Origin of the sequence: Bacillus sp. FJAT-29814, from assembly GCF_001510715.1 — a bacterium.
Lineage (GTDB): Bacteria > Bacillota > Bacilli > Bacillales > Cytobacillaceae > Neobacillus.
On record NZ_LMTJ01000005.1, the window covers coordinates 48,393 to 69,085 of the forward strand.

22 protein-coding genes and 1 other annotated feature are annotated in these 20,693 nt (G+C 42.3%); of the genes, 21 read left to right on the forward strand and 1 reads right to left on the reverse strand.

Annotation, left to right across the window (positions count from 1 at the left end; translation table 11 throughout):
- Positions 1-163 precede the first annotated feature (163 nt).
- The 21 genes from AR334_RS12640 to AR334_RS12745 all read left to right on the forward strand — a co-directional run bounded on the left by AR334_RS12640 (position 164) and on the right by AR334_RS12745 (position 19,323).
- Complete coding sequence (locus AR334_RS12640; RefSeq protein ID WP_066310956.1) at positions 164-445, forward strand: YtzC family protein; 282 nt, start codon at positions 164-166, stop codon at positions 443-445.
- Positions 442-621 (forward strand): glycogen biosynthesis protein GlgD, encoded by a 180-nt coding sequence (locus AR334_RS12645; protein ID WP_066310959.1) that lies wholly within the window; start codon positions 442-444, stop codon positions 619-621. The genes AR334_RS12640 and AR334_RS12645 overlap by 4 nt, the downstream gene beginning before the upstream one ends.
- 338 nt (positions 622-959) lie before the next feature.
- Positions 960-1,775: a hypothetical protein gene (locus AR334_RS12650; protein WP_066310962.1), complete on the forward strand. Its 816-nt coding sequence runs from the start codon at positions 960-962 to the stop codon at positions 1,773-1,775.
- A gap of 68 nt (positions 1,776-1,843) precedes the next feature.
- On the forward strand, positions 1,844-2,356 hold the full coding sequence (locus AR334_RS12655) for a NapC/NirT family cytochrome c (protein ID WP_066310965.1): 513 nt from the start codon (positions 1,844-1,846) through the stop codon (positions 2,354-2,356).
- Between the two features lie 2 nt (positions 2,357-2,358).
- Positions 2,359-3,810 (forward strand): ammonia-forming cytochrome c nitrite reductase subunit c552, encoded by a 1,452-nt coding sequence (locus tag AR334_RS12660; protein ID WP_066310973.1) that lies wholly within the window; start codon positions 2,359-2,361, stop codon positions 3,808-3,810.
- A 154-nt stretch (positions 3,811-3,964) separates the two neighbouring features.
- Positions 3,965-5,152 carry an MFS transporter gene (locus AR334_RS12665; protein ID WP_066310976.1) on the forward strand — a complete coding sequence of 396 codons (1,188 nt, stop codon included), beginning with the start codon at positions 3,965-3,967 and terminating at the stop codon, positions 5,150-5,152.
- Positions 5,153-5,243: 91 nt separating this feature from the next.
- Positions 5,244-5,570: an amidohydrolase family protein gene (locus tag AR334_RS12670; RefSeq protein ID WP_066310979.1), complete on the forward strand. Its 327-nt coding sequence runs from the start codon at positions 5,244-5,246 to the stop codon at positions 5,568-5,570.
- Positions 5,571-5,759: 189 nt separating this feature from the next.
- Positions 5,760-7,100, forward strand: coding sequence for a sulfurtransferase (locus AR334_RS12675; protein WP_066310985.1), 1,341 nt, complete (start codon positions 5,760-5,762; stop codon positions 7,098-7,100).
- Positions 7,101-7,165: 65 nt separating this feature from the next.
- Positions 7,166-7,573: a hypothetical protein gene (locus AR334_RS12680; RefSeq protein ID WP_066310989.1), complete on the forward strand. Its 408-nt coding sequence runs from the start codon at positions 7,166-7,168 to the stop codon at positions 7,571-7,573.
- A gap of 35 nt (positions 7,574-7,608) precedes the next feature.
- On the forward strand, positions 7,609-8,334 hold the full coding sequence (locus AR334_RS12685; protein ID WP_066310998.1) for a TVP38/TMEM64 family protein: 726 nt from the start codon (positions 7,609-7,611) through the stop codon (positions 8,332-8,334).
- Entirely contained in the window at positions 8,315-9,286 is a 972-nt protein-coding gene (locus tag AR334_RS12690) for a lysylphosphatidylglycerol synthase transmembrane domain-containing protein (RefSeq protein ID WP_066311000.1), read from the forward strand. The genes AR334_RS12685 and AR334_RS12690 overlap by 20 nt, the downstream gene beginning before the upstream one ends.
- On the forward strand, positions 9,283-10,035 hold the full coding sequence (locus tag AR334_RS30370) for a glycine/sarcosine/betaine reductase selenoprotein B family protein (protein WP_253701291.1): 753 nt from the start codon (positions 9,283-9,285) through the stop codon (positions 10,033-10,035). Before AR334_RS12690 ends, AR334_RS30370 begins: the two co-directional genes overlap by 4 nt.
- A 213-nt stretch (positions 10,036-10,248) precedes the next feature.
- Positions 10,249-11,487, forward strand: coding sequence for an ABC transporter substrate-binding protein (locus AR334_RS12705; RefSeq protein ID WP_066311019.1), 1,239 nt, complete (start codon positions 10,249-10,251; stop codon positions 11,485-11,487).
- Positions 11,471-12,376 carry an ABC transporter permease gene (locus AR334_RS12710; protein WP_066311020.1) on the forward strand — a complete coding sequence of 302 codons (906 nt, stop codon included), beginning with the start codon at positions 11,471-11,473 and terminating at the stop codon, positions 12,374-12,376. The genes AR334_RS12705 and AR334_RS12710 overlap by 17 nt, the downstream gene beginning before the upstream one ends.
- Entirely contained in the window at positions 12,370-13,206 is an 837-nt protein-coding gene (locus tag AR334_RS12715) for an ABC transporter permease (protein ID WP_066311021.1), read from the forward strand. Before AR334_RS12710 ends, AR334_RS12715 begins: the two co-directional genes overlap by 7 nt.
- Positions 13,181-14,173, forward strand: coding sequence for an ABC transporter ATP-binding protein (locus AR334_RS12720; RefSeq protein WP_066311025.1), 993 nt, complete (start codon positions 13,181-13,183; stop codon positions 14,171-14,173). Before AR334_RS12715 ends, AR334_RS12720 begins: the two co-directional genes overlap by 26 nt.
- 18 nt (positions 14,174-14,191) lie before the next feature.
- Positions 14,192-14,782 carry a CDP-alcohol phosphatidyltransferase family protein gene (locus AR334_RS12725; RefSeq protein ID WP_066311029.1) on the forward strand — a complete coding sequence of 197 codons (591 nt, stop codon included), beginning with the start codon at positions 14,192-14,194 and terminating at the stop codon, positions 14,780-14,782.
- A 187-nt stretch (positions 14,783-14,969) separates the two neighbouring features.
- On the forward strand, positions 14,970-15,821 hold the full coding sequence (locus tag AR334_RS12730) for a DegV family protein (protein ID WP_066311032.1): 852 nt from the start codon (positions 14,970-14,972) through the stop codon (positions 15,819-15,821).
- A gap of 96 nt (positions 15,822-15,917) precedes the next feature.
- Positions 15,918-16,135 (forward strand) — a binding site (T-box leader).
- A gap of 84 nt (positions 16,136-16,219) precedes the next feature.
- On the forward strand, positions 16,220-18,637 hold the full coding sequence (gene leuS, locus AR334_RS12735) for a leucine--tRNA ligase (RefSeq protein ID WP_066311034.1): 2,418 nt from the start codon (positions 16,220-16,222) through the stop codon (positions 18,635-18,637).
- A gap of 103 nt (positions 18,638-18,740) precedes the next feature.
- Complete coding sequence (locus AR334_RS12740) at positions 18,741-19,046, forward strand: rhodanese-like domain-containing protein (protein ID WP_066311038.1); 306 nt, start codon at positions 18,741-18,743, stop codon at positions 19,044-19,046.
- Positions 19,047-19,137: 91 nt separating this feature from the next.
- Positions 19,138-19,323 carry a sporulation protein Cse60 gene (locus AR334_RS12745; RefSeq protein ID WP_066311039.1) on the forward strand — a complete coding sequence of 62 codons (186 nt, stop codon included), beginning with the start codon at positions 19,138-19,140 and terminating at the stop codon, positions 19,321-19,323.
- Between the two features lie 10 nt (positions 19,324-19,333).
- On the opposite strand, the gene AR334_RS12750 is transcribed toward AR334_RS12745, so the two are convergent.
- Positions 19,334-20,608: an NAD(P)/FAD-dependent oxidoreductase gene (locus AR334_RS12750; RefSeq protein ID WP_066311041.1), complete on the reverse strand. Its 1,275-nt coding sequence runs from the start codon at positions 20,606-20,608 to the stop codon at positions 19,334-19,336.
- Positions 20,609-20,693 lie beyond the last annotated feature (85 nt).

Below are 20,693 nucleotides of genomic sequence, written 5' to 3' on the forward strand. Positions count from 1 at the left end.
TATTTTAACAAAAAATGATGGGGTTATCCAATTGTAATTGTTTCTTGTTTTTTGCCAGTAATTATCAATTTGCTGTTGTCATAGGAAAAAAAATGGGGAACACAATAAGAAATGAAGCAATCTGCTTCAAAGGAAGTGCCAGACCAAGAAGGGGGTTCTTTAGATGGCTACTCGTGCTTCGATGGATACTTTAACCCAGCAGGTTGAGGACACGGTTCGTTTTGCCGAGGAACAATACAAGCAAAGCAGTCTGCAAGAGCATTACAACGATACTGATTATACACAGGCGTTGCAAAAGCTTGAAACAACCTACCAGGATATCTGTACAATGGCCCATAGTGCCAACGGACCGCAGCGGGAACAGCTGCACCGGATGAGACTTCAGGTCCAGCAGCTTCAGAATAGCCTGATTTTGCAAGGGTCACGAGGAGGAGAACAGTTTTGAAAAAGCGTTCGAAGCAGCAAAACCCCGAACAGAAAACTCGAAATGGGACCAATAGCAATGATCTCGAACTCGGACAAGATGTTGATTTGATTAAACAAGCAAAAAAGAAATATGAGCAAACGGGCGGTCAGCCAGTCAAATCAAAGTTCCATCAAGAAAAAGATCAATCTTCATAAAATGTTCACAAATCTCTCGACATGCTGTTGAGGGATTTTTTTTGTTTATTAATAATAAAATTCGTGGCTGCATCAATTTTACCCTAATAACCTTTTCGATATAGTGAAAATCACGTTCACAATTTGGTAATAACTCAATTTTTAATGTGTGATGCACGTCACAGAGTGACCCTCTTTTTCTATGGTTTAAATAGGATAAGAACAAGCGAAACTTTCGCTAAAACCCTGATTTCTCCTTAGGTATACCTACATATAAAAGTGTCGCCTAACCTAATTTTAATGAAGAATATGTGAACTCGTTCACAATATATTCGAAAAATCGATAAGGAGTTTTAACAATGAAAAAGATACTGTTAATCATACTCGTTCTCTTTGCGGTTGTAAGCCCATCCATTTGCTATGCGGAGGGAACTCATCAACCAGCCTTAAGCCTGGAGGAATTAACCATTCAGGTAATGCCGGAGTTTGCTTACCACCCAAACGATCAGGAAAAAGACCATGCACCGCTGTTGATCGGCTATCATGGTTCAATGATTAACAATTCGGAACAGCCGCAAATAGGACAAATTGAAATTCCCCTTCCAATGAATGATCCCGGCTTCAGGATTGGCTATATTGCTGACTATTCGGCAGATTTAAAACAAGTGTATGAGATTGAATACGCCGTTGACAAGGATCGCGGAACAATTTCATGGACCACTTCGGAAGAAATATCTCCTAAGGAACGATATAAATTTGTGGTTGAATACTATACTGACAGCCTAAAGGTAGATGGCGCAAAGAAATCATTAGCCTATCAATTTAAAAGCTTCGTGGATATCGGGCTGGTAAATGTGAATTTCTTGCAGCCAAATAAGGCAAAAGACATGAAGCTTAGCCCGAAACCGGAGGAGCAAAGCCATGGAGATGGAAAAGACACCTATGCCTATCACTTCCAAGATGTAAAAGCAGGCGACCAGAAGAGCTTTAAACTTACTTATCAACGGTCTGAGAAAAAAACGACAATCGAATTATTAAGTATCGAAAAAAATGTTGAAGAAAAAAGCGATAAAAAAATCAACTATCTGGCCGTTGGAACGTTCGGCGGCGTCAGTCTTGTTTCTGTGGGGGCATTGAGCCTTTTGATTCGAAGAAATAGGAAACAAGCGCGGTAATTGGGGTTAGACGTACTTCAGTACTTTAACATAGATACAGAGATAGCAAGTTATGGGAGGTGAAAAATGTGTTCAAAAAAATATTGAAAATCGACAAAAAAGTGTTGATTGTTGTTGCGTTGCTAATTGGTGTAGCCTTATCGTTCTCAACTGTAAAAACAATGGCCTATTTGGACTCACCGGGTTTCTGTCAAAATTGCCACACAATGCAATCGGTCTATACATCGTTTATGGATTCTACCCATGCCGAATTGCAGTGTAATGACTGCCATTTGCCACACAAAAGTGAAGTGGGAAAATTATTTTTCAAAGGCCGGGCCGGAATGACGCATATTTATTACAACACATTGGGCACAGAGAAAATTCCTGATGTGATTGGAGCGACGGAACGTACACAAAATATCATGAACGATAACTGTATCTCCTGCCACAAGAGTACGGTGAACAATGTATCGCATGATGCAAAAGAAAAATGCATCTCCTGCCACAAAACAGTACCGCACGGCAAAGGATTTAAGGATGATCATTTCAACAAGCCGCCAAGATCAGGAGAGCTATTAGAAAATAAGGGAGGATTTTAAGAATGAGCAGGGTTAGATACGGGGCATATCTTCTCCTACTGGCGTTTGTGCTGATCATCACTGGCTGCAGTAATGATCCCGGCGAAAAGACAGCTAACGCCACAGGCAAGAAGACGACGGGCCTCTCAGCAGATGAAATCAGCAATGAAGCATTCAAGGACCAATTTCCATTGCAATACAACAGCTATATGAAAAATAAGAAAATGGAAGATACGAAATACAATGGCTCTGTGAAGCGAAGCAAATATGATCCAGATAAAGAGCCTTTGCTGCCAATCCTTTTTAACGGGTATGGGTTTGCTACAGAATACAACGAAGACCGCGGCCACGTTTATGCTTTGGAAGATATCCGCAATGTCAAACGGATTACCGATAAATCGGTCGGTTCTTGTTATACATGTAAATCAACAGCTGTTCCGCAGATGATTGAGGAAATGGGCGATGATTATTGGGGCGCCAATTTCAACCAAGTGATTTGGCCTAAGGGTGAAGAAATGGGCCACTCGCCAATCGGCTGCTCAGACTGTCACGATCCAAAAACGATGGATTTACGGGTAACCCGTCCAAGCTTCTATAAAGCATTGGAAGCAAAGGGTGTTGATACTTCTAATCCTACAAAAAACGACATGCGTACGTATGTATGCGGACAATGTCATGATGAGTACTATTTTGCTGCCAGTAACAGCGAAGTCATCTATCCTTGGACAAAAGGGTTCAAGCCAGAAGACATGTATGAATATTACAACACGATTGCCAAAGATAATGGTTTTGAAAAAGATTGGGTTAGCAATATTTCCGGCACGCCAATGCTGAAATCCCAGCACCCTGAGTTCGAAACACATAGTTCAGGTACCCATGGCAAGGCTGGCGTATCCTGTGCAGATTGCCATATGCCATATGAACGTGTAGACGGGAAGAAGAAAATTTCATCGCACTGGTGGACTTCACCGCTTAAGACGATGCAAACTTCCTGCGGCCAGTGCCACGGCGACCGTGATTTGGACAAGCTGAAGGACCGCGTGCTTGAAATTCAAGAAGCAAACGTCAGCGCATTACATGATGCGCAGGATGTTTCTACTTCAGCCCACTATTATGTGAACAAAATGATTACATCTGGTGTTGATCAAGCGAAGATTAAAGAGGCACAGGAATTTGTCCGTCAAGGTCAATGGTTCTGGGATATTGTTGCTGCCGAGAACTCTTCAGGCTTCCATAACCCGCAAGGTTCAATGGATTCTTTAAGGATTTCAATTGAAAGGTCCAACAAAGCGATCCAAATTGCGACAGCAGAACTAGTGAAAAAGGGAGTAAACTTAGAAGAGCTTACCAACGAAATTGAAAAAGCGAAACAAGCTGTATTCGATGAAAAGGTAAACGAGAAGAAGAAGGACGCTGCGGTAAACAGCTATTTCCCTGCTCAGGCTCCTGTCGTGCCGGCACCGCCAAAAAAATAGTTCTTTCAGAAAACACTGTTCATATTGAGGACAGTGTTTTCCTTTTTGTTGTAAACTGTCGGTAACTGGTAAACAAAAATGATTGCAGTCTAACAGAAAAAGGTCTAAAATATCCAAGGATATCGAAATATTTATTTACAAAGGAGCAATTTTCATGCCACGTGCCTTATGGCTTTTAATCATTGGGATGGCAGTGAATGTAATAGGCTCTTCTTTTTTATGGCCTTTAAATACAATCTATATTCACGATCATTTAGGAAAGTCTTTATCTGTTGCCGGGCTTGTCCTCATGCTCAACTCGGGGGCAAATGTCATCGGCAGTCTATATGGCGGCCATTTATTTGATAAAATTGGCGGCTACAAATCGATTCTTCTCGGAATCGCCATTTCGCTTCTGGCTCTAGTAGGATTAACTTTCTGGCACGGATGGCCGGAATATGTTGTCTTCCTCGCCATTGCCGGCTTTGGCACCGGGATTATTTTTCCACCGATGTACGCGATGGCCGGATCGGTTTGGAAAGAGGGCGGCCGGAGAGCGTTTAATGCCCTTTATGTCGCGCAAAACCTTGGTGTTGCGGTCGGCGCTTCCCTTGGCGGATTAGTGGCTGGCTACTCATTCCAGCTAATTTTCTTAGCAAATACAATTATGTACATTCTATTTTTAGGCATTGCTGTTTTTGGATATCGGGGAATTACTGTTTCTCAAGCAGCGCAAAAAACAAAAGAGTCTGCTGCCAATACTGTAAAAAACAAAGCAAATCTCCAGGCCTTAATCATTCTATGCTCGGGGTATTTATTATGCTGGGTGGCTTATAGTCAATGGACAACAACCATTGCTTCATACACACAGGAAATTAATATTTCACTGACTCAATACAGCTTCTTGTGGACCATCAATGGGGCGATTATTGTACTTGGGCAGCCAATTTTAAATGGAGTCTTAAAGCATTTGTCTGCATCACTTAAATTGCAAATTCTCATTGGGATTGCAATATTCATCGTTTCATTTATAGTGGGTGGCAAGGCAGATGCCTTTACCGGATTCTTGGTTGCTATGATTATTTTAACGATTGGCGAAATGTTCGTTTGGCCGGCGGTACCAACGATCGCATTTGAACTCGCGCCAAAGGGGCGTGAAGGATTTTATCAGGGGATCGTCACCAGTGTGGCAACCGGTGGAAGGATGATTGGTCCATTACTAGGTGGAATCATTGTTGACCTCTATAGCATGTCGGCCTTGTTCACTATTCTTATTGGATTATTCCTAGTTGCAGTTGTAACGACACTTGTTTATGACCGGCAAATCAAGCTGAATGGTTCAGCCTCTGTAAAAGTATCTTAAAATTTATATTAATGAAAAGGCATCGAGAACGAGTTTTCTCGATGCCTTTTTTTATAACAAGACTGCTGAGTTTGCTGATGAAGCAAAAAGGGTGGAAGATAAATATGGGCAAAAATTCGACTCTGTCATTAAATACTTGGACTCTCTAGGGACATTGGACAAAAATACAATGCTTGCCCATGCCATCCATATAAAGGAAGAAGATATTAACAGTATTAAAGAACGAGGAGCTTCAATTGCTCATAATCCAATCGCAAATACGAAAGGAGCGACAGGTGTCGCACCAGCGATTAAGATTGATCAAGCAGGAATCAGAATGGGATTAGGAACTGACGGGCCGATGAGTTCCAATACGATGAATGTATTTGGCACGATGGGGTATGCTGCAAGAGCTTACCATAAACAGCCTAATGAATGATCATGATAACCCAGTCTTAGGACACGGTTTTTATTTTTTTAAAACAACATCAACACAGTAATAAATAAAAAACCGATTAATATCTATCGATTAGATAGAAAAAATGAATTTCTTATCAAATACAATTTTAATTATAATAATAAAGGAATGAATGTTTGTAATTGCAAACAATTAGGAGGAAAATAGATAATGAAAAAAGCATTACTCCTGCTTTTGCTATGCAGCACTATTGTAATGGGCGCCTGCTCTAATGATAAAGCTGCTTCGGGAAAAGACAAAAAAGGAGCATCAGAAGGAATTCAAACCGTTAAAACCGAGGATGTTCAATCATATGTTGGTAAGGATGACTGGGTTATCGTCGATACAAGATCCAATGATGCGTTCAACGGCTGGGCATTGGATGGAGTCGAAAGAGGCGGACACATTAAAGGAGCCGTGGATTTTTCTGCGGATTGGCTTAAGGTTGATGCTGATAAAAAAGCATTAACGAACGTATTGAAAACGAAAGGGATCACTGCTGAGAAAAATGTGGTTCTTTACGACGCAAATGGGAAAGATACACAATTGGTTGCTGAATTTCTAAAAGAAAATGGCTACAAAACGATTTATAATTATAATGTGAAAGAATGGGCCGCAAATCAAGAGTTGGCACTCGAATCGTATCCCAATTACCAAATGCTAGTACCGCCAACTTGGGTGAATGATTTAATCAGCGATAAAAACAGTGGAAACCCGTACAAGATTTTTGAAGTCAGCTGGGGCGATGAAGCAAAGGACTATAAGGCGGGCCATATTCCTGGGGCAGTCCATATTAATACAGATGAAGTAGAAGAAGGCCCTGTATGGAATCGCTTGAAAGATAAAGAGCTGGAAAAATTTGCACTAAAAAATGGCATTACAACTGACACAACCGTTGTTCTATATGGCAGTGATTCAATGCCGGCTTACCGTGCAGCTGTCATTTTGAAGTATATGGGTGTCAAGGATGTTAGAGTATTAAACGGTGGATATACCGCCTGGAAAAATGCCGGCTATCAAGTAGAGACAAAGGTAAATGCCAAGGAATCTGTTGCTGCATTTGGCGCGGAAGTACCTGTTAATCCGAATTATATTATTGACCTGCCTGAAGCGAAAAAGATTCTTGCTGACAAGGCTGGAAGCACCCTAGTTGATATTAGAAGCTGGGATGAATATATCGGGAAAACTTCTGGCTATGATTATATTGAACCTAAGGGGCGCCCGGCCGGATCTATTTGGGGACATGCCGGCTCTGATTCAAGTAATCTAGAAGACTTTAGAAATATCGATACTACAATGCGCAATGGTTCAGAAATCTTGGCAATGTGGGAAAAGGATGAAATCGATCCAGATAAAACTCTATCTTTTTATTGCGGAACTGGATGGAGGGCTGCTGAAGTATTATTTTATGCGGATGTTTTAGGCCTGAAAAACATTTCCCTATACGATGGCGGCTGGAATGAATGGAGTATGGACTCTTCTAATCCAGTTGAAACCGGTGAACCTAAATAAGGATTATAAAAAGGGACAATACAGCAAGGAGTATTGTCTCTTTATCTATGACTGGAGAATGGCGAATGATGAAATATATTATAGTGTTCCTTCTTTCTGTTTTACAGTTTTCAGGGATAATCTTGGCGATTATTCTGGAGGATTTATATGATGAAAAAATGGGAGTAGCCCGCTATTTGATTTTTAAAAAGCAAGAATTTGCCGCAGGCTACTTTGCTCCTGCTTATATGAACGTCTATACATTGATCCTGGCAGGAGGGGCAATTGTCTGTTTTGCCCTCCTTCTCATAAAATGGAAAAGTGGCAAGCGTATGGTCTCACTGTTACTTGCGGTGTTGGCCAATAGTATAGGAATCATGGCCATTCACATGAACCTGGAACTAGATGCTTATCACTTTTTCCTGATTGGGATATTTATTGTGATTGCCTTCCAATATGGTTGGTGTATAAGGTCATATCGAAAAACTAATTAATCCTTACTTGTTAAATGGATAAAAAGGAGACATACATGAAAAAGTCCCAAAGATTTTGGATGATCGGTCTGTATTACTTAATCGCATTTATCCTGATTGCTTATTTTGGGCATAGAGAAATTCGCGATGCAATTAATCATTCCGCTCAATATCTGAAGAATGCCGATGTAGAGGGATTTCGTGATTACCTTTTATCCTTTGGATCAATGGCGGCCGTTGTATCAGCATTAGTAATGGTATTTCAATCGATTATTGCGCCGCTGCCGGCCTTCGTTATTACATTTGCCAACGGATTATTATTCGGCTGGTTTTGGGGAGCCGTGCTCTCTTGGAGCAGCGCCATGGCAGGAGCGATTCTTTGTTTTTATATGGCAAAAATCATGGGGCGGCCGATAGTGGAGAAAATTGTAACTAAGAAAGCCCTGAATTGGTGGGATCAATTTTTTGCAAAATACGGGAAACATGCTGTATTTATTGCCAGACTAGTCCCGATTGTATCGTTTGACCTTGTCAGCTATGCTGCAGGTGTGACATCGATTTCTTTCTGGCAATTTTTCTGGGCAACAGGCCTTGGGCAATTACCGGCAACCATTTTGTATTCCTACCTAGGTCAAAACGCTACCAGCACCGTAAAAATTTTGTTTACCATCTTTAGTATTGTGATTGCACTGGTGGTTATAGGGATGATACTTCGGCCCAAATTTCGGACGAGGGGTAAAGGAACCAAGGAGCAAAAGGATAATGGACGCAAAATCAGATAAAAAGGGGATTCTGGTACGAATTGCCGGGAGTACCGCATTAATGTACTGGATCCTCACGAAAATTGAGTGGAGCAAAGTGGTGGAGGTTGCGAAGGATGGGTCTGCTGTCTATTTTGCCGCTGCTTTTCTCGCCATTCAAGTAACGGTTGTTTCGAGTATTCTCAAATGGAAAATGCTTGTCGATTCTTCCTTACATCAAAATCAAGAGAAGAACGCCTCATTGTCAAAATTGGGGCGTTTCTATTATATTGGATTATTCTTTAATAATTTCTTGCCGGGAAGTGTAGGCGGGGATGTAGTTCGTGTTTTCTATTTGGGAAGAATAACAGGGGTTCCGGCTGCCACCGCTTCTGTGGCCTTTGAACGCCTGACAAGCGGGGGGGCGCTTGTTGCGATTGCTATTTTTTCGTCGCTGTATATCGAATCCGCGAGGAGATTTCTGCTGCCCCTTTTAGCCGCAATAGGGGTGGTCATTGTTCTGATTTGGTTGATTAGAATATGGACAAGCAAAAAGAAGACTGGAAAAACAAGCAGCGAATCCAATACCAACATGCAAAAGTGGCTATTAAAGAGCGGAATGAGGGAAACATTCTCTGTTGCCTTGAATTACCGCAAGGAAAACCTTAAATGGTGGATCATGATTGTGATCTACTCAATCTTATTTCAGGTAGGTCTTGCCTGGATTAATGATTTATTGTTTTTATCCTTGGGGATTGATATTCCCTGGCTGGAACTATTGATGATCATTACCTTGATTTCCGTCATCACAATGCTGCCAGTCAGTGTTAATGGATTAGGTGTGCGTGAAGGATGTTATGTGCTATTCTTTCGTGAGATGGGCGTTCCCGTGGAAATTGCAGTAACAGTTTCGTTATTATTTTTTGTATTGGTTTCAATATCGAGCCTGGCTGGAGGCATTTTTTGGATGGTTGAAAGGGGGAAACAAACATGAAGTTATCTGGCAACCGGTTAATCGAATCCATTGTCAGTAAAAAAGCCAGGACAATGGTAAAATCGATTGAGGGTGAAATTCCATTTGTGAGGTTTAGGAAACCGGCAAATCAGGCGAAATTTGCCCTTATTACAACTGCAGGTGTTCATGTACAAACACAGCCGGTTTTTGATGTCGAAGCTGGAGACCATTCGATTCGCTTCATACCGGAGACGGTAATGGAAGAAGAGTTGATGATTAGCCATACCCATTTCGACCGAAGTGACGCCGACCGGGATGTGAACTGTGTTTTTCCGTTATTTCGGTTAAAGGAATTGGCAGCTGAAGGGCTCGTTGGTAATGTTGCCGAGACGCATTACGGATTAATGGGTTATATCCCAAATTCAACTGCTTTGGTTGAAGAAACGATTCCCTTGATTCTTAAAAGGTTAAAAGAGGAAAAAGTAGATGCCGTCATTTTAAATCCCGGCTGATATATCTGCCATCAATCCGTGGGATTGATTCAATATGCGATTGAAAAAGCGGGGATTCCGACGATTTCAATCACCCATTTGGCGGAGTTGACGAGTAAGGTAAGAGTTCCCAGGTCATTGCACTTACGCTTTCCTTTAGGACGCAGTTTTGGCCGGGCAGGAGAAGTCGAGATGCAAAAGCAAATTCTTTTAGATAGTATCCATTATTTAAAAGAGATTGAAAAACCAGAAACGATGATTAAGCTCCCTTATAAATGGAAAGGAAAAAATAAATGAATGCAAAGAAAGTTCAAAGAGTACTTTGGCATGCCCGCTGGGTGCTGCTTAGTGGATTCATCGCCTATAATCTCTATTGTTTGTTGTTTTCTTTTAAAATTTCATTATTTCTCCCTACTAATGGCGTGATTTTTGGCTTATATTCTTTAATGGGGATGTTGGAAAACTATTTTGATTGTAAAGCGAACTGTCGTACGTAGAAAGGAAGTTATCATGAAAAAAATTGGCGTTCTCATTTTGGCCGTGTTACTGCTGTTAGCAGGATGCAGCTTTGACTCCAAGAATAAAACGGAACAACCAAGAAAAACTACTTTGAAAAGCGATTGGAAGGAAATTACCGCCAATGCTAAAGGCACCAAGGTAAACTTTTTTATGTGGGGCGGAGACGAAGGAATCAACCGATATATAGATGAGTGGGTTGCTCCAAGATTAAAGGAACAATATAATATCGAATTGAAACGTTATCCAATGGATGCGGTTGAGTTTATAAATAAGTTAAAAACAGAAAAAAAGGCAAAAAAACAATCAGGCGAAATGGATGTAATTTGGGTAAATGGCGAAAATTTCAAGATTGCCAAACAACAGGAACTGCTCTTGGGGCCATTTACTTCGAAACTGCCAAACTTTGAGCAATTTGTCGATACGAAAAGTCCGGATGTAAACTACGACTTTGGCTTCCCGACAGAAGGCTACGAAGCCCCTTGGGGAAAGGTGCAATTTGTCTTTGCTTATGATTCAAGCAAGGTGGCCAACCCGCCGAAGTCGATTGCTGAACTAAAGCAATGGGTAAAACAAAATCCTGGCAAGTTTACATATCCCGCTCCGCCAGATTTTACGGGCAGTGCGTTTATCCGCCATGTTCTTCACGAAGAAAGCAAGGACTATAATGCTTATTTAGAAAAGTTTGATGTGTCACTGGTCAAGGGTGAAGCGGATCAGGTGTGGAAAACTTTAAATGATATGGAGCCCTATTTATGGAGGGAAGGGAAATCGTACCCAAGTTCACTTGCTCAACTAGAACAATTATACAAAAATGGAGAAGTATGGATGACGATGGGCTATGATGAGGCCAACTCTTCCAACCTAATTCAATCAGGTGAATTCCCGGCTTCTACAAAAACATTTGTCCTTAATAAAGGAACTTTAGCAAATACACACTTTTTGGCGATTCCTTATAATGCTCCAAATCCAGATGGAGCCCTAACTTTGATTAACTTCCTGTTATCACCGGAAGCGCAAATGAAAAAGATGGAACTGGAGTATTGGGGAGAAAATATGGCATTATCCGTGGATCGTCTTTCAGAGAAAGATCAAAAAAGCGTGGAATCAATTGACAGGGGACCAGCCACGCTGTCACAAGAAGAGTTATCCAGCCACCGGATTCCGGAGATTGGAGCAGAATATGTTCAGTGGCTGGAACGAGGATGGATGGAGAATGTGGCAAAAAAATAAGATAAGTCAAAACATCCATAAAAACAAAGGGCTGCTGGGAATCCTGCCAGCCCTTTTGTTTATGCTTGCGTTTTTTGTCGGCGGATTAGTTCACGCACTAATCATTAGTTTAGAAAGTCCAGAAAGTGATTTTTTAGGTGAGACAGTCGGGAATAAATTTTGGGCTTATAACGAATTGCTAAACGAATCATTTATTCAATCTATCGGTGTAACAGTAGGGATTGCGGCGGCTGTAGCGCTTTTATCCGGGGGAATTGGTTTGCTTGCTGCCTTGTATTTAGCGAAAATGTCCCATAAATGGAAATGGCTTCAGATTATTTTTCAACTGCCGATTGGTATCCCTCATTTATTATCGGCCTATCTCTTCATGCAGGTATTCATGCAGAGCGGTTGGTATGCTCGAATTGCCTTTCATTTGGGCATCATTGACTCCATGGAGGCCTTTCCTATTCTTGTCCATGATGATTGGGGCGTTGGGGTGATCGTGGCTTATTTATGGAAAGAAGTCCCGTTTATCGTCTTATTAATCTATCCGTTTATTGTAAAATTAATAGCAGATTGGAAGGAAGCGGCAACTGTTTTGGGAGGTACATTCAGCCAGACGGTGCGTTGGGTGATTGTGCCGATTTTGCTGCCAATGTGGGCAGGCGGGATGTGGGTTGTCTTTGCCTTCACGTTAGGGGCATATGAAATTCCGGCGCTCCTGGCGAGGACCTCACTTGGTTCGATACCGGTTATGGGTTTTCAGGAATATACCCAATTTGGTTTGGAGCGGCAGCCCGTTGCTATTGCCATGAATGTTGTTCTCGCTGCAATCTCGCTTCTAGTGGGTCTACTTTTAATTTACCTCCAGCTTAGATGGTATCAAAAAGGGAGAAGAGTATGGTGAAATCGTCCATTTTTCAAAAAATCTTTATGACCATCGTTGCTCTGTTTATTATTCTCCCTTTTATTCCGTTGCTTATTTGGAGCTTTACCAAACACTGGCCATGGCCTTTGCTGCTCCCGGAAAAATGGAGCTTGGATTCTTGGAATTATCTTTTCTCCATTTCCGGAAGGGCCGGAGAGGGACTGAAAAATAGTTTGCTAGTGGCTTTTTTAACCCTGTTAGGGAATCTTTTGCTAGGCATCCCTGCAGCAAAGGCGTTAGCCCAGCATGAATTCAAAGGTAAAATGGTAGTGTTTGCGATTCTGCTGGCGCCATTATTCATTCCCTATACGGTGTCAATTATGGGGATGCATGATTTTGCGATACAATTTGAATTTTTAAATGAATATGTGCTTGTAGCCATTGCCCATGTATTGGTGACTCTGCCATATTTTATTGCTGCAGTTTGGTTCCAGTTTCGGCTGATTGGGCAGAAATATCAAGAAGCTGCTTTTAGTCTTGGAGCTGGCAGTTGGCGAATTTTCCTTTGGATTGAATGGCCCTTGCTCGTTCCTTCTGTTTTAATGGGAAGCTTTTTGGTGTTAGTTATTTCTTTAAGTCAGTATTTGCCTACCTGGATCATGAGCGGCGGGACGTTGATGACCATCCCATTAGTTATTTTTCCATTTGCGGACAGCGGCAATTCATCCATCGTTGCCGCATATAGCCTGTTATTCTTTATGCCGATATTATTTCTTCTATTGATTTATTTTCTCTTATATCGTATTCATTCCAAAAAATGTTCCAGTGAGGGGGTGTGGAAGGGTGCAGTTAGAGAAGATGCAGATTGAAATAAATAAGGTGAAAATTATTCATTCTCTGGATTTATTAATAAACCCAGGGGAAATTTTTGTGTTAATGGGTCCTTCAGGCAGCGGAAAAACAACTTTGCTAAAGGGAATTGCAGGACTTGTTCCGGTGACATCTGGCAGAATCAATTGGGAAAAAGGACATGGCTCAACTGGATTGGTTTTTCAGGAACCGCGGCTCTTTCCTCACCTGACCGTTTTGGAAAATATCAGTTTTGGCTTAAAAGTGAGAGGAATTCCTGCTAAAGAGAGACGATCCAAGGCGTTGGAGTTTTTAACATATCTTCAGCTCGAAGGTTTGGAGAATCGATATCCCCATCAATTATCAGGAGGACAGCAGCAACGTGTTTCCTTGGGAAGAGCGCTGGTTCTAAATCCTGACTTGCTCTTGCTGGACGAGCCTTTTGCTTCATTAGATACTTCGTTAAGGAAGGATTTAATTAGTTGGCTTTATGATTTGCAAAGAAAGCTTGGTTTTTCAATCCTGTGGGTAACCCATTACCTAGATGAGGCACTCTCAGTTGCCGATATGGTGGGAGTGATGCTGGAAGGTCAGTTGCGGCAGGTTGGAACGCCGGCAGAGCTTTTCCAACAGCCTGCTTCTGAAAAAATCGCCCGTTTTTTATCGTTGCCCAATCGTTTTTCAAAAGAACGATGGTCCGGTTGGTTTAAAGGAAAGTTTGCTTTGCCAGAGAAGTTTAACAGGGGCTGGATTGACCCTAGCCAGCTAGAGATGATCGGCGAGACGGATTCTTTTGAGGAAAGAGCGGGTATTCTTACAGGGATAATTACGAAGGTTCGACCGAGCCGTGAGGGCTTTTCCATCACAGTAGCAGTTGACGGGGCTGAAATGGAAGTAACCATGACGGGATGGGAAAGGGTTCCTGTCATCGATGAAAAGATTTATGTAAGGGTGCCGGTGGATCAAATTCACTGGTATCTGGCGTAATAGAAGGAGGAAAATTGTATGTTGGATACACATGGTCGTGCTGCGGTCCAGCCGATTATTTCAAAAACGGCACAGTCTTTCTTGAAAATGGGATTGACGGCCAATCATATCACCTATCTTGCCTTTTTTGTCGGGATTATGGCAAGTGTTCTCGTTTATTTTGGACAGCCGATTATCGGTGTGGCTGTCCTTTGGCTTTCAGGTTTTCTCGATGCGGTAGATGGTAGTATGGCTCGAATGAGTAAGTCTTCATCGTCATGGGGGACCGTTTTGGATGTCACCTTCGACAGGGTGGTAGAAGCGGGGATTCTCGTGGCATTGGCACTTAGGCATCCGGAACCAACCATATTGCTGCTATTCCTCCTATTGGCCATCTCGATTATTTTTACAATGACCATTTTTTTAACGGTAGGAGCTTTATCTGAAAAAGAAAGTTACAAATCTTTTTATTATCAGCCCGGATTGGCAGAGAGGACAGAAGGATTCATCCTGTTTTCATTACTTGTGCTTTTTCAGGGACAATTAGTAGTATGGACGATTGTCTTTATCGCAGTGGAATTAATAACAGGAATCCAACGACTATTAGAGGCGAAAAGAATCCTTTCTTGAAAGAGTACCGGGAAATTTGAGAAAGAATATTAATGACCTTTTACGAACGGAAGGAACTTCATTAATGAAACACGGAATAAAGTGTAAAAATCCATCCCTTTGCTTACCCTTTTAATGTATAGTTAGAGTAAGTCAAAATCATTGAAACGTGAACGGTTATGACGGGGTTAGATGAGAGGGGCAGACAATGAGAAGGATTATTTTATCGACAGAAAGCGGTGCGGATTTACCAAAGGATTTAGCTGACAAACATGTAGTTCAAGTGGTCCCGATGCACATCATCATGGATGAACAGGATTATTTAGATGGTTTTTTACCGGTACAGGATATATATGACTATTATGATCGGACCAAAAAAATACCTTCTACCACAGCCACAAATCCCCATGAGTATCATGATTTTTTTTCGAAAATAAAAGATGATTATCCTGATTGCATCATTATTCATATTGGTTATACATCTAAGGCATCCTCTTCCTTCCAAAACGCAATAATCGCAGCAGAAGCCTTTACTGATCTTTATCTAATTGACGCTTTGAATGTTACTGGTGGATTAGCAGCGATTGTCATGTATGCGGTTACTTTGCTGGAGAAAGAACCTGCGATTGAACCTATGCGCTTAATTGAAAAAATAGAAGCAATGGTACCTAAAGCAAGGTTAGCGTTCATTCCCGGAAGCTTAGAGTTTTTACGAGCAGGTGGAAGGGTCAGTAATTTTGCTTATCTGGGAGGGGCATTGTTAAAAATAAAGCCATGCATTGAATTAATTGAAGGAAAACTTGTATCTACCAAAAAATACCGTGGAAAAATGAATATGGTAGCCGAAAAACTCATGCAGGATTATTTACATCAATATAACATTGATAGAGAACAACTTTATCTGCTTTATTCTATCGGACTCGATGAGGATATCAAGCGAAGGATGGATGAAATGGCAAAAGTAGCTGGTTTCAAAAATGTAAAATGGATTCAAGCCGGTGCGATGATTTCTACACACGCTGGACCTGGCGGATTCGGGATTGCAGGATTTGAATTGTAGGGTTTAAAAAGAAGATATCTTGCCAAAGATGAAATTAGGCGCAAGTTTACTTGCATCCTGCAAGAAAATACAATAAAATAACAATTACATTAATATGTAATAACAGTGAGTAGGAGTAGTAGTGGTCAAACCCGCATGTAGAGAGTTGACGGCTGGTGAAAGTCAACCGGGGAAATCATGAACTCGCCTAGGAGTTGCAAGCATGAACAAACAGTAATGCTAGCCGTTTGCCGCGTTAAGGTTCAATGAAGCGAGTGCATATGCACTAATGTGGGTGGTACCGCGGGAAGATACATAATCCTCTCGTCCCTGTTTTGGGATGAGGGGTTTTTTATTTTTTAAAAAGAAAAATTGGAATAGCGAAAGCTGGGTGAGCTATTCAATTAGGAGGACTTAACATGAGCTTCGATCATCAGCAAATCGAAAAAAAATGGCAAAAAAAGTGGGAAACAGAAAAAACATTCAAAACAAACGAAGAATACGATAAACGGAAATTCTATGCGCTTGATATGTTCCCATATCCATCCGGGGCCGGCCTTCACGTCGGACACCCTGAAGGCTACACCGCAACCGATATTCTTTCCCGGATGAAGCGGATGCAGGGCTACAACGTGCTTCATCCAATGGGCTGGGATGCTTTCGGTCTGCCGGCAGAACAATACGCATTGGATACCGGCAACGACCCGGCTGAATTCACTGCGAAAAATATTGCAACGTTCAAAAGACAAATTAAAGCCCTTGGTTTTTCCTATGACTGGGACCGCGAAGTGAACACTACTGACCCGGAATACTATAAATGGACGCAATGGATTTTCCTAAAGCTTTGGGAAAAAGGGCTAGCCTACGTAGATGAAGTGCCAGTCAACTGGTGCCCTGCTCTTGGAACAGTATTAGCCAATGAAGAGGTCATCGATGGAAAAAGTGAGCGTGGCGGACACCCTGTTGAACGCCGTCCGATGCGGCAGTGGATTCTAAAAATTACCGCCTATGCCGACCGATTATTGGAAGACCTTGAAGAACTTGATTGGCCGGAAAGCTTGAAGGAAATGCAACGTAACTGGATCTGCCGTTCCGAAGGTGCCGAGGTAACCTTCCAAATAGACGGACACGAAGGTACATTCACTGTATTCACAACCCGTCCTGATACACTTTTCGGAGCGACATATGCGGTGCTTGCACCTGAGCATGCATTGGTCGATGACATTACAACAGCTGAACAACGAGCCGCTGTAGATGCTTATTTGGAAAAAGTGAAGTCAAAAAGCGACCTTGAGCGCACTGACTTGGCAAAAGAAAAAACTGGCGTATTCACCGGGGCTTATGCGGTAAATCCGGCAAACGGCGAGAAAATGCCAATCTGGATTGCCGACTATGTATTGGTCAGCTACGGAACCGGTGCGATTATGGCGGTTCCTGCACATGATGAGCGCGATTATGAATTCGCAAAAAAATTCGAGCTTCCGATTGTGGAGGTTGTTGCCGGCGGCGATGTTGCCAAAGAAGCTTATACCGGAGATGGCGAACATGTCAATTCGGACTTCTTAAATGGATTAAACAAAACGGACGCCATTCAAAAAATGATTTCCTGGCTGGAGGAAAAGGGCATTGGCACCAAAAAAATCACTTACCGCCTGCGCGACTGGTTATTCAGCCGCCAGCGTTATTGGGGTGAGCCGATTCCAATCATTCATTGGGAGGATGGCACAACAACCGCCGTTCCAGAATCAGAACTTCCATTGATGCTGCCAAAAACAACCGATATCAGACCTTCTGGCACAGGTGAGTCACCGCTTGCCAACATTGAGGAATGGGTGAATGTTGTCGACCCGGCAACTGGCAAAAAAGGCCGCCGCGAAACGAACACCATGCCGCAATGGGCCGGCAGCTGCTGGTACTATTTAAGGTATATTGATCCTAACAATAACGAACAATTAGCGTCACCAGAAAAATTAAAGCACTGGCTTCCAGTTGATATTTATATTGGCGGTGCCGAGCATGCAGTGCTTCACTTATTGTACGCCCGATTCTGGCATAAATTTTTATATGATCTCGGCGTAGTGCCTACGAAGGAACCGTTCCAAAAGCTGTTTAACCAAGGAATGATTCTGGGCGAAGGCAATGAAAAAATGAGTAAATCAAAAGGCAATGTGGTCAATCCTGATGACATCCTTCATAGCCATGGTGCAGATACACTGCGTCTTTATGAAATGTTCATGGGACCGCTTGATGCATCGATAGCCTGGTCAACCAACGGGTTGGATGGCTCACGCCGTTTTCTTGACCGCATCTGGCGTTTATTTGTGGAGGAAAATGGGGAACTGAATCCAAAAATTCAACCGGATGAGGAAGCCTCAAATCTTGATAAAGTCTATCATCAAACAGTGAAAAAAGTGACCGAGGATTACGAGGGTCTGCGGTTTAATACCGCTATCTCACAAATGATGGTATTCATTAATGAAGCCTATAAAGCAACGGTTATGCCAAAGCACTTTGTCGAAGGGTTCGTCAAACTTCTTTCCCCGGTTGCTCCACATATTGCCGAAGAACTATGGGAAAGACTGGGTCATAATGGCACAATCGCCTATGAGGCTTGGCCAGCATATGATGAAGCAAAACTGGTTGATGATGAAGTGGAGATTGTGGTACAGGTCAATGGCAAAGTGAAGGCAAAGCTATTGGTACCGACTGATGCAAGCAAAGAAGCAATGGAAGGGATCGCGATGGACGATGACCGCGTGAAGGAACAGATTGAAGGTAAAACCATTCGCAAGGTCATCACTGTTCCTGGCAAGCTGGTTAATATTGTGGCAAATTAAAACGAAAAGCGGAAGCGACTTGACCAGGCGCTGGAGCTAGACAATTTTATAAAACATCCCCCAAGTATAGAGGGGGATGTTTTTCTAAAGGGGCTGGGTACGAATGGAAGAAATCAAAACGATAACAACAGAGGAGTTACAAAAGAAGCTTGAAGCAGGGGAAAAGCTTGAGCTGGTAGATGTGCGGGAAGACTTTGAGGTTGCGATGGGCATGATTCCCGGGGCTAAGCATATTCGCATGAACGATATCCCGGCACACCTCGACTATTTTGACAAAGACAAGGAATATATCTTTATCTGCCGTTCCAGCGCACGCAGTGGGAATGTCTGCTACTACCTGCAAGAGCAAGGCTTCAAGGTCCGCAACATGGTAGGCGGTATGCTTGAATGGACAGGTGAAACGGAATAACGGTTCTTAAGGAGCCGTTTTTTTTAACCTTCTATTTTTAATTTTCTGAAAAACTGTCAATAATGATAGAAAAACAGAAAGGTAGAGGGCAATGATCCAGGTTAAACTATTTGACCGAGAACATGAAAAAGATTTAGAAAGTGAAATGAACCGGTTTTTGCGAAGGTTGGATGAAAAGAGTCTCTTGGACATTAAATATAATGTCACGGCTTTCCAGGAGGACGAAGATGATGACCAGGTATATTGTTTTTCGGCGATGATTATTTACCGGGCCTGACACTCATAAGTCAGGCCCGATTATTTTTTGCGGTTATGGCTGCATTCGTCCCGGCAAGCCTACCCGTTACAAATGCGGAAGTTATGTTATAGCCGCCGGTATATCCGTGGACATCAAGGATTTCCCCACAGAAGAATAAACCGTTCATCAGTTTTGATTCCATCGTTTTTGGGTCTATTTCTTTAACAGAAACGCCTCCCCCCGTAACAAAGGCTTTTTCAATTGACAAGGTTCCATTTACTTTGAATTGAAATTGTTTGCAGTTCTTTGTAAAAACCCGGATTTTTTCGTTTGAGATGACTCCCCCTTGTGAAGAAGGGTCAATCTCGTTTTGTTCTAATAAAAACAGGAGGTACCGTTCCGGTAATAAACCTTTTAACGTATTTTTGATGCTTTTCTTCGGTTCTTCTTTAACCAGTTTGACGATTTCTTGAAAAAGCTCCTCTTCGTTCCGGTCCGGCAGGGCGTCAAGGCTCACCGTTACTTGCGATAGATTCCACTTTTTCATGGCTTTGACAACAAACTGACTGCAGCGCAGCACGGCTGGACCGCTGATGCCGAAATGGGTAAAAATCATATCCATCCGATGGCTGATAAGCGGCTTTCCTTTCGGGTTCAAAACGCTTAATGAAATATCCCGCAATGACAAACCCTGCAGCGTTTTATCTTTGATAAATGGTTCAGCGGAGGTAACTGGCACCTCAGTCGGGAACAATTCAGTAATTGTATGCCCGGCTTTTTCCGCCCAGGCATACCCGTCACCGGTGGACCCGGTATGCGGGACCGACTTGCCGCCAACAGCAAGCACGACAGATTTTGCCTTGATTTTTTGACCGTCTTTCAAGAGAACCCCTGTTACTTGTCCGTTTTCATATAGTACATCGGCAACCGGACTATTTTTGAAAACCTTAACTTGTAATTTATCCAATTGTTGTAATAATGCCTCGACAACGGACTGGGCTTTATCGGACACGGGGAACATCCGGCCGTGGTCCTCTTCCTTTAAGGCAATCCCCAAGCCTTCAAAGAAGCGAATGATATCTTCATTATTAAAAATAGAAAAGGCGCTATATAAAAATTTGCCGTTTCCCGGAATATGCTTAATAATTTCATCAACGGGGAGCCTATTAGTGACATTGCAGCGGCCGCCGCCGGATATGGCAAGCTTGCGGCCAAGCTTATCTCCTTTATCAATCAACAATACTTTTGCCCCTTTTTCCCCAGCTGAAATGGCAGCCATCAGCCCCGAAGGCCCTCCTCCGATGACAATGCAATCAAATTCCATACGTTCCACCAACTTTAACTAGATTCAACTAATTATAAACATTTCATGAACAAATTAAACTATTTTTCATCATTTTACTTCTATT

Coding starts and splice junctions, on each gene's coding strand:
- AR334_RS12640 (WP_066310956.1), top strand. CDS start 164: ATGGCTACTCGTGCTTCGATGGATACTTTAACCCAGCAGGTTGAGGAC.
- AR334_RS12650 (WP_066310962.1), top strand. CDS start 960: ATGAAAAAGATACTGTTAATCATACTCGTTCTCTTTGCGGTTGTAAGC.
- AR334_RS12660 (WP_066310973.1), top strand. CDS start 2,359: ATGAGCAGGGTTAGATACGGGGCATATCTTCTCCTACTGGCGTTTGTG.
- AR334_RS12665 (WP_066310976.1), top strand. CDS start 3,965: ATGCCACGTGCCTTATGGCTTTTAATCATTGGGATGGCAGTGAATGTA.
- AR334_RS12675 (WP_066310985.1), top strand. CDS start 5,760: ATGAAAAAAGCATTACTCCTGCTTTTGCTATGCAGCACTATTGTAATG.
- AR334_RS12680 (WP_066310989.1), top strand. CDS start 7,166: ATGATGAAATATATTATAGTGTTCCTTCTTTCTGTTTTACAGTTTTCA.
- AR334_RS12685 (WP_066310998.1), top strand. CDS start 7,609: ATGAAAAAGTCCCAAAGATTTTGGATGATCGGTCTGTATTACTTAATC.
- AR334_RS12690 (WP_066311000.1), top strand. CDS start 8,315: ATGGACGCAAAATCAGATAAAAAGGGGATTCTGGTACGAATTGCCGGG.
- AR334_RS12705 (WP_066311019.1), top strand. CDS start 10,249: ATGAAAAAAATTGGCGTTCTCATTTTGGCCGTGTTACTGCTGTTAGCA.
- AR334_RS12710 (WP_066311020.1), top strand. CDS start 11,471: ATGTGGCAAAAAAATAAGATAAGTCAAAACATCCATAAAAACAAAGGG.
- AR334_RS12715 (WP_066311021.1), top strand. CDS start 12,370: ATGGTGAAATCGTCCATTTTTCAAAAAATCTTTATGACCATCGTTGCT.
- AR334_RS12725 (WP_066311029.1), top strand. CDS start 14,192: ATGTTGGATACACATGGTCGTGCTGCGGTCCAGCCGATTATTTCAAAA.
- AR334_RS12730 (WP_066311032.1), top strand. CDS start 14,970: ATGAGAAGGATTATTTTATCGACAGAAAGCGGTGCGGATTTACCAAAG.
- leuS (WP_066311034.1), top strand. CDS start 16,220: ATGAGCTTCGATCATCAGCAAATCGAAAAAAAATGGCAAAAAAAGTGG.
- AR334_RS12740 (WP_066311038.1), top strand. CDS start 18,741: ATGGAAGAAATCAAAACGATAACAACAGAGGAGTTACAAAAGAAGCTT.
- AR334_RS12745 (WP_066311039.1), top strand. CDS start 19,138: ATGATCCAGGTTAAACTATTTGACCGAGAACATGAAAAAGATTTAGAA.
- AR334_RS12750 (WP_066311041.1), bottom strand. CDS start 20,608: ATGGAATTTGATTGCATTGTCATCGGAGGAGGGCCTTCGGGGCTGATG.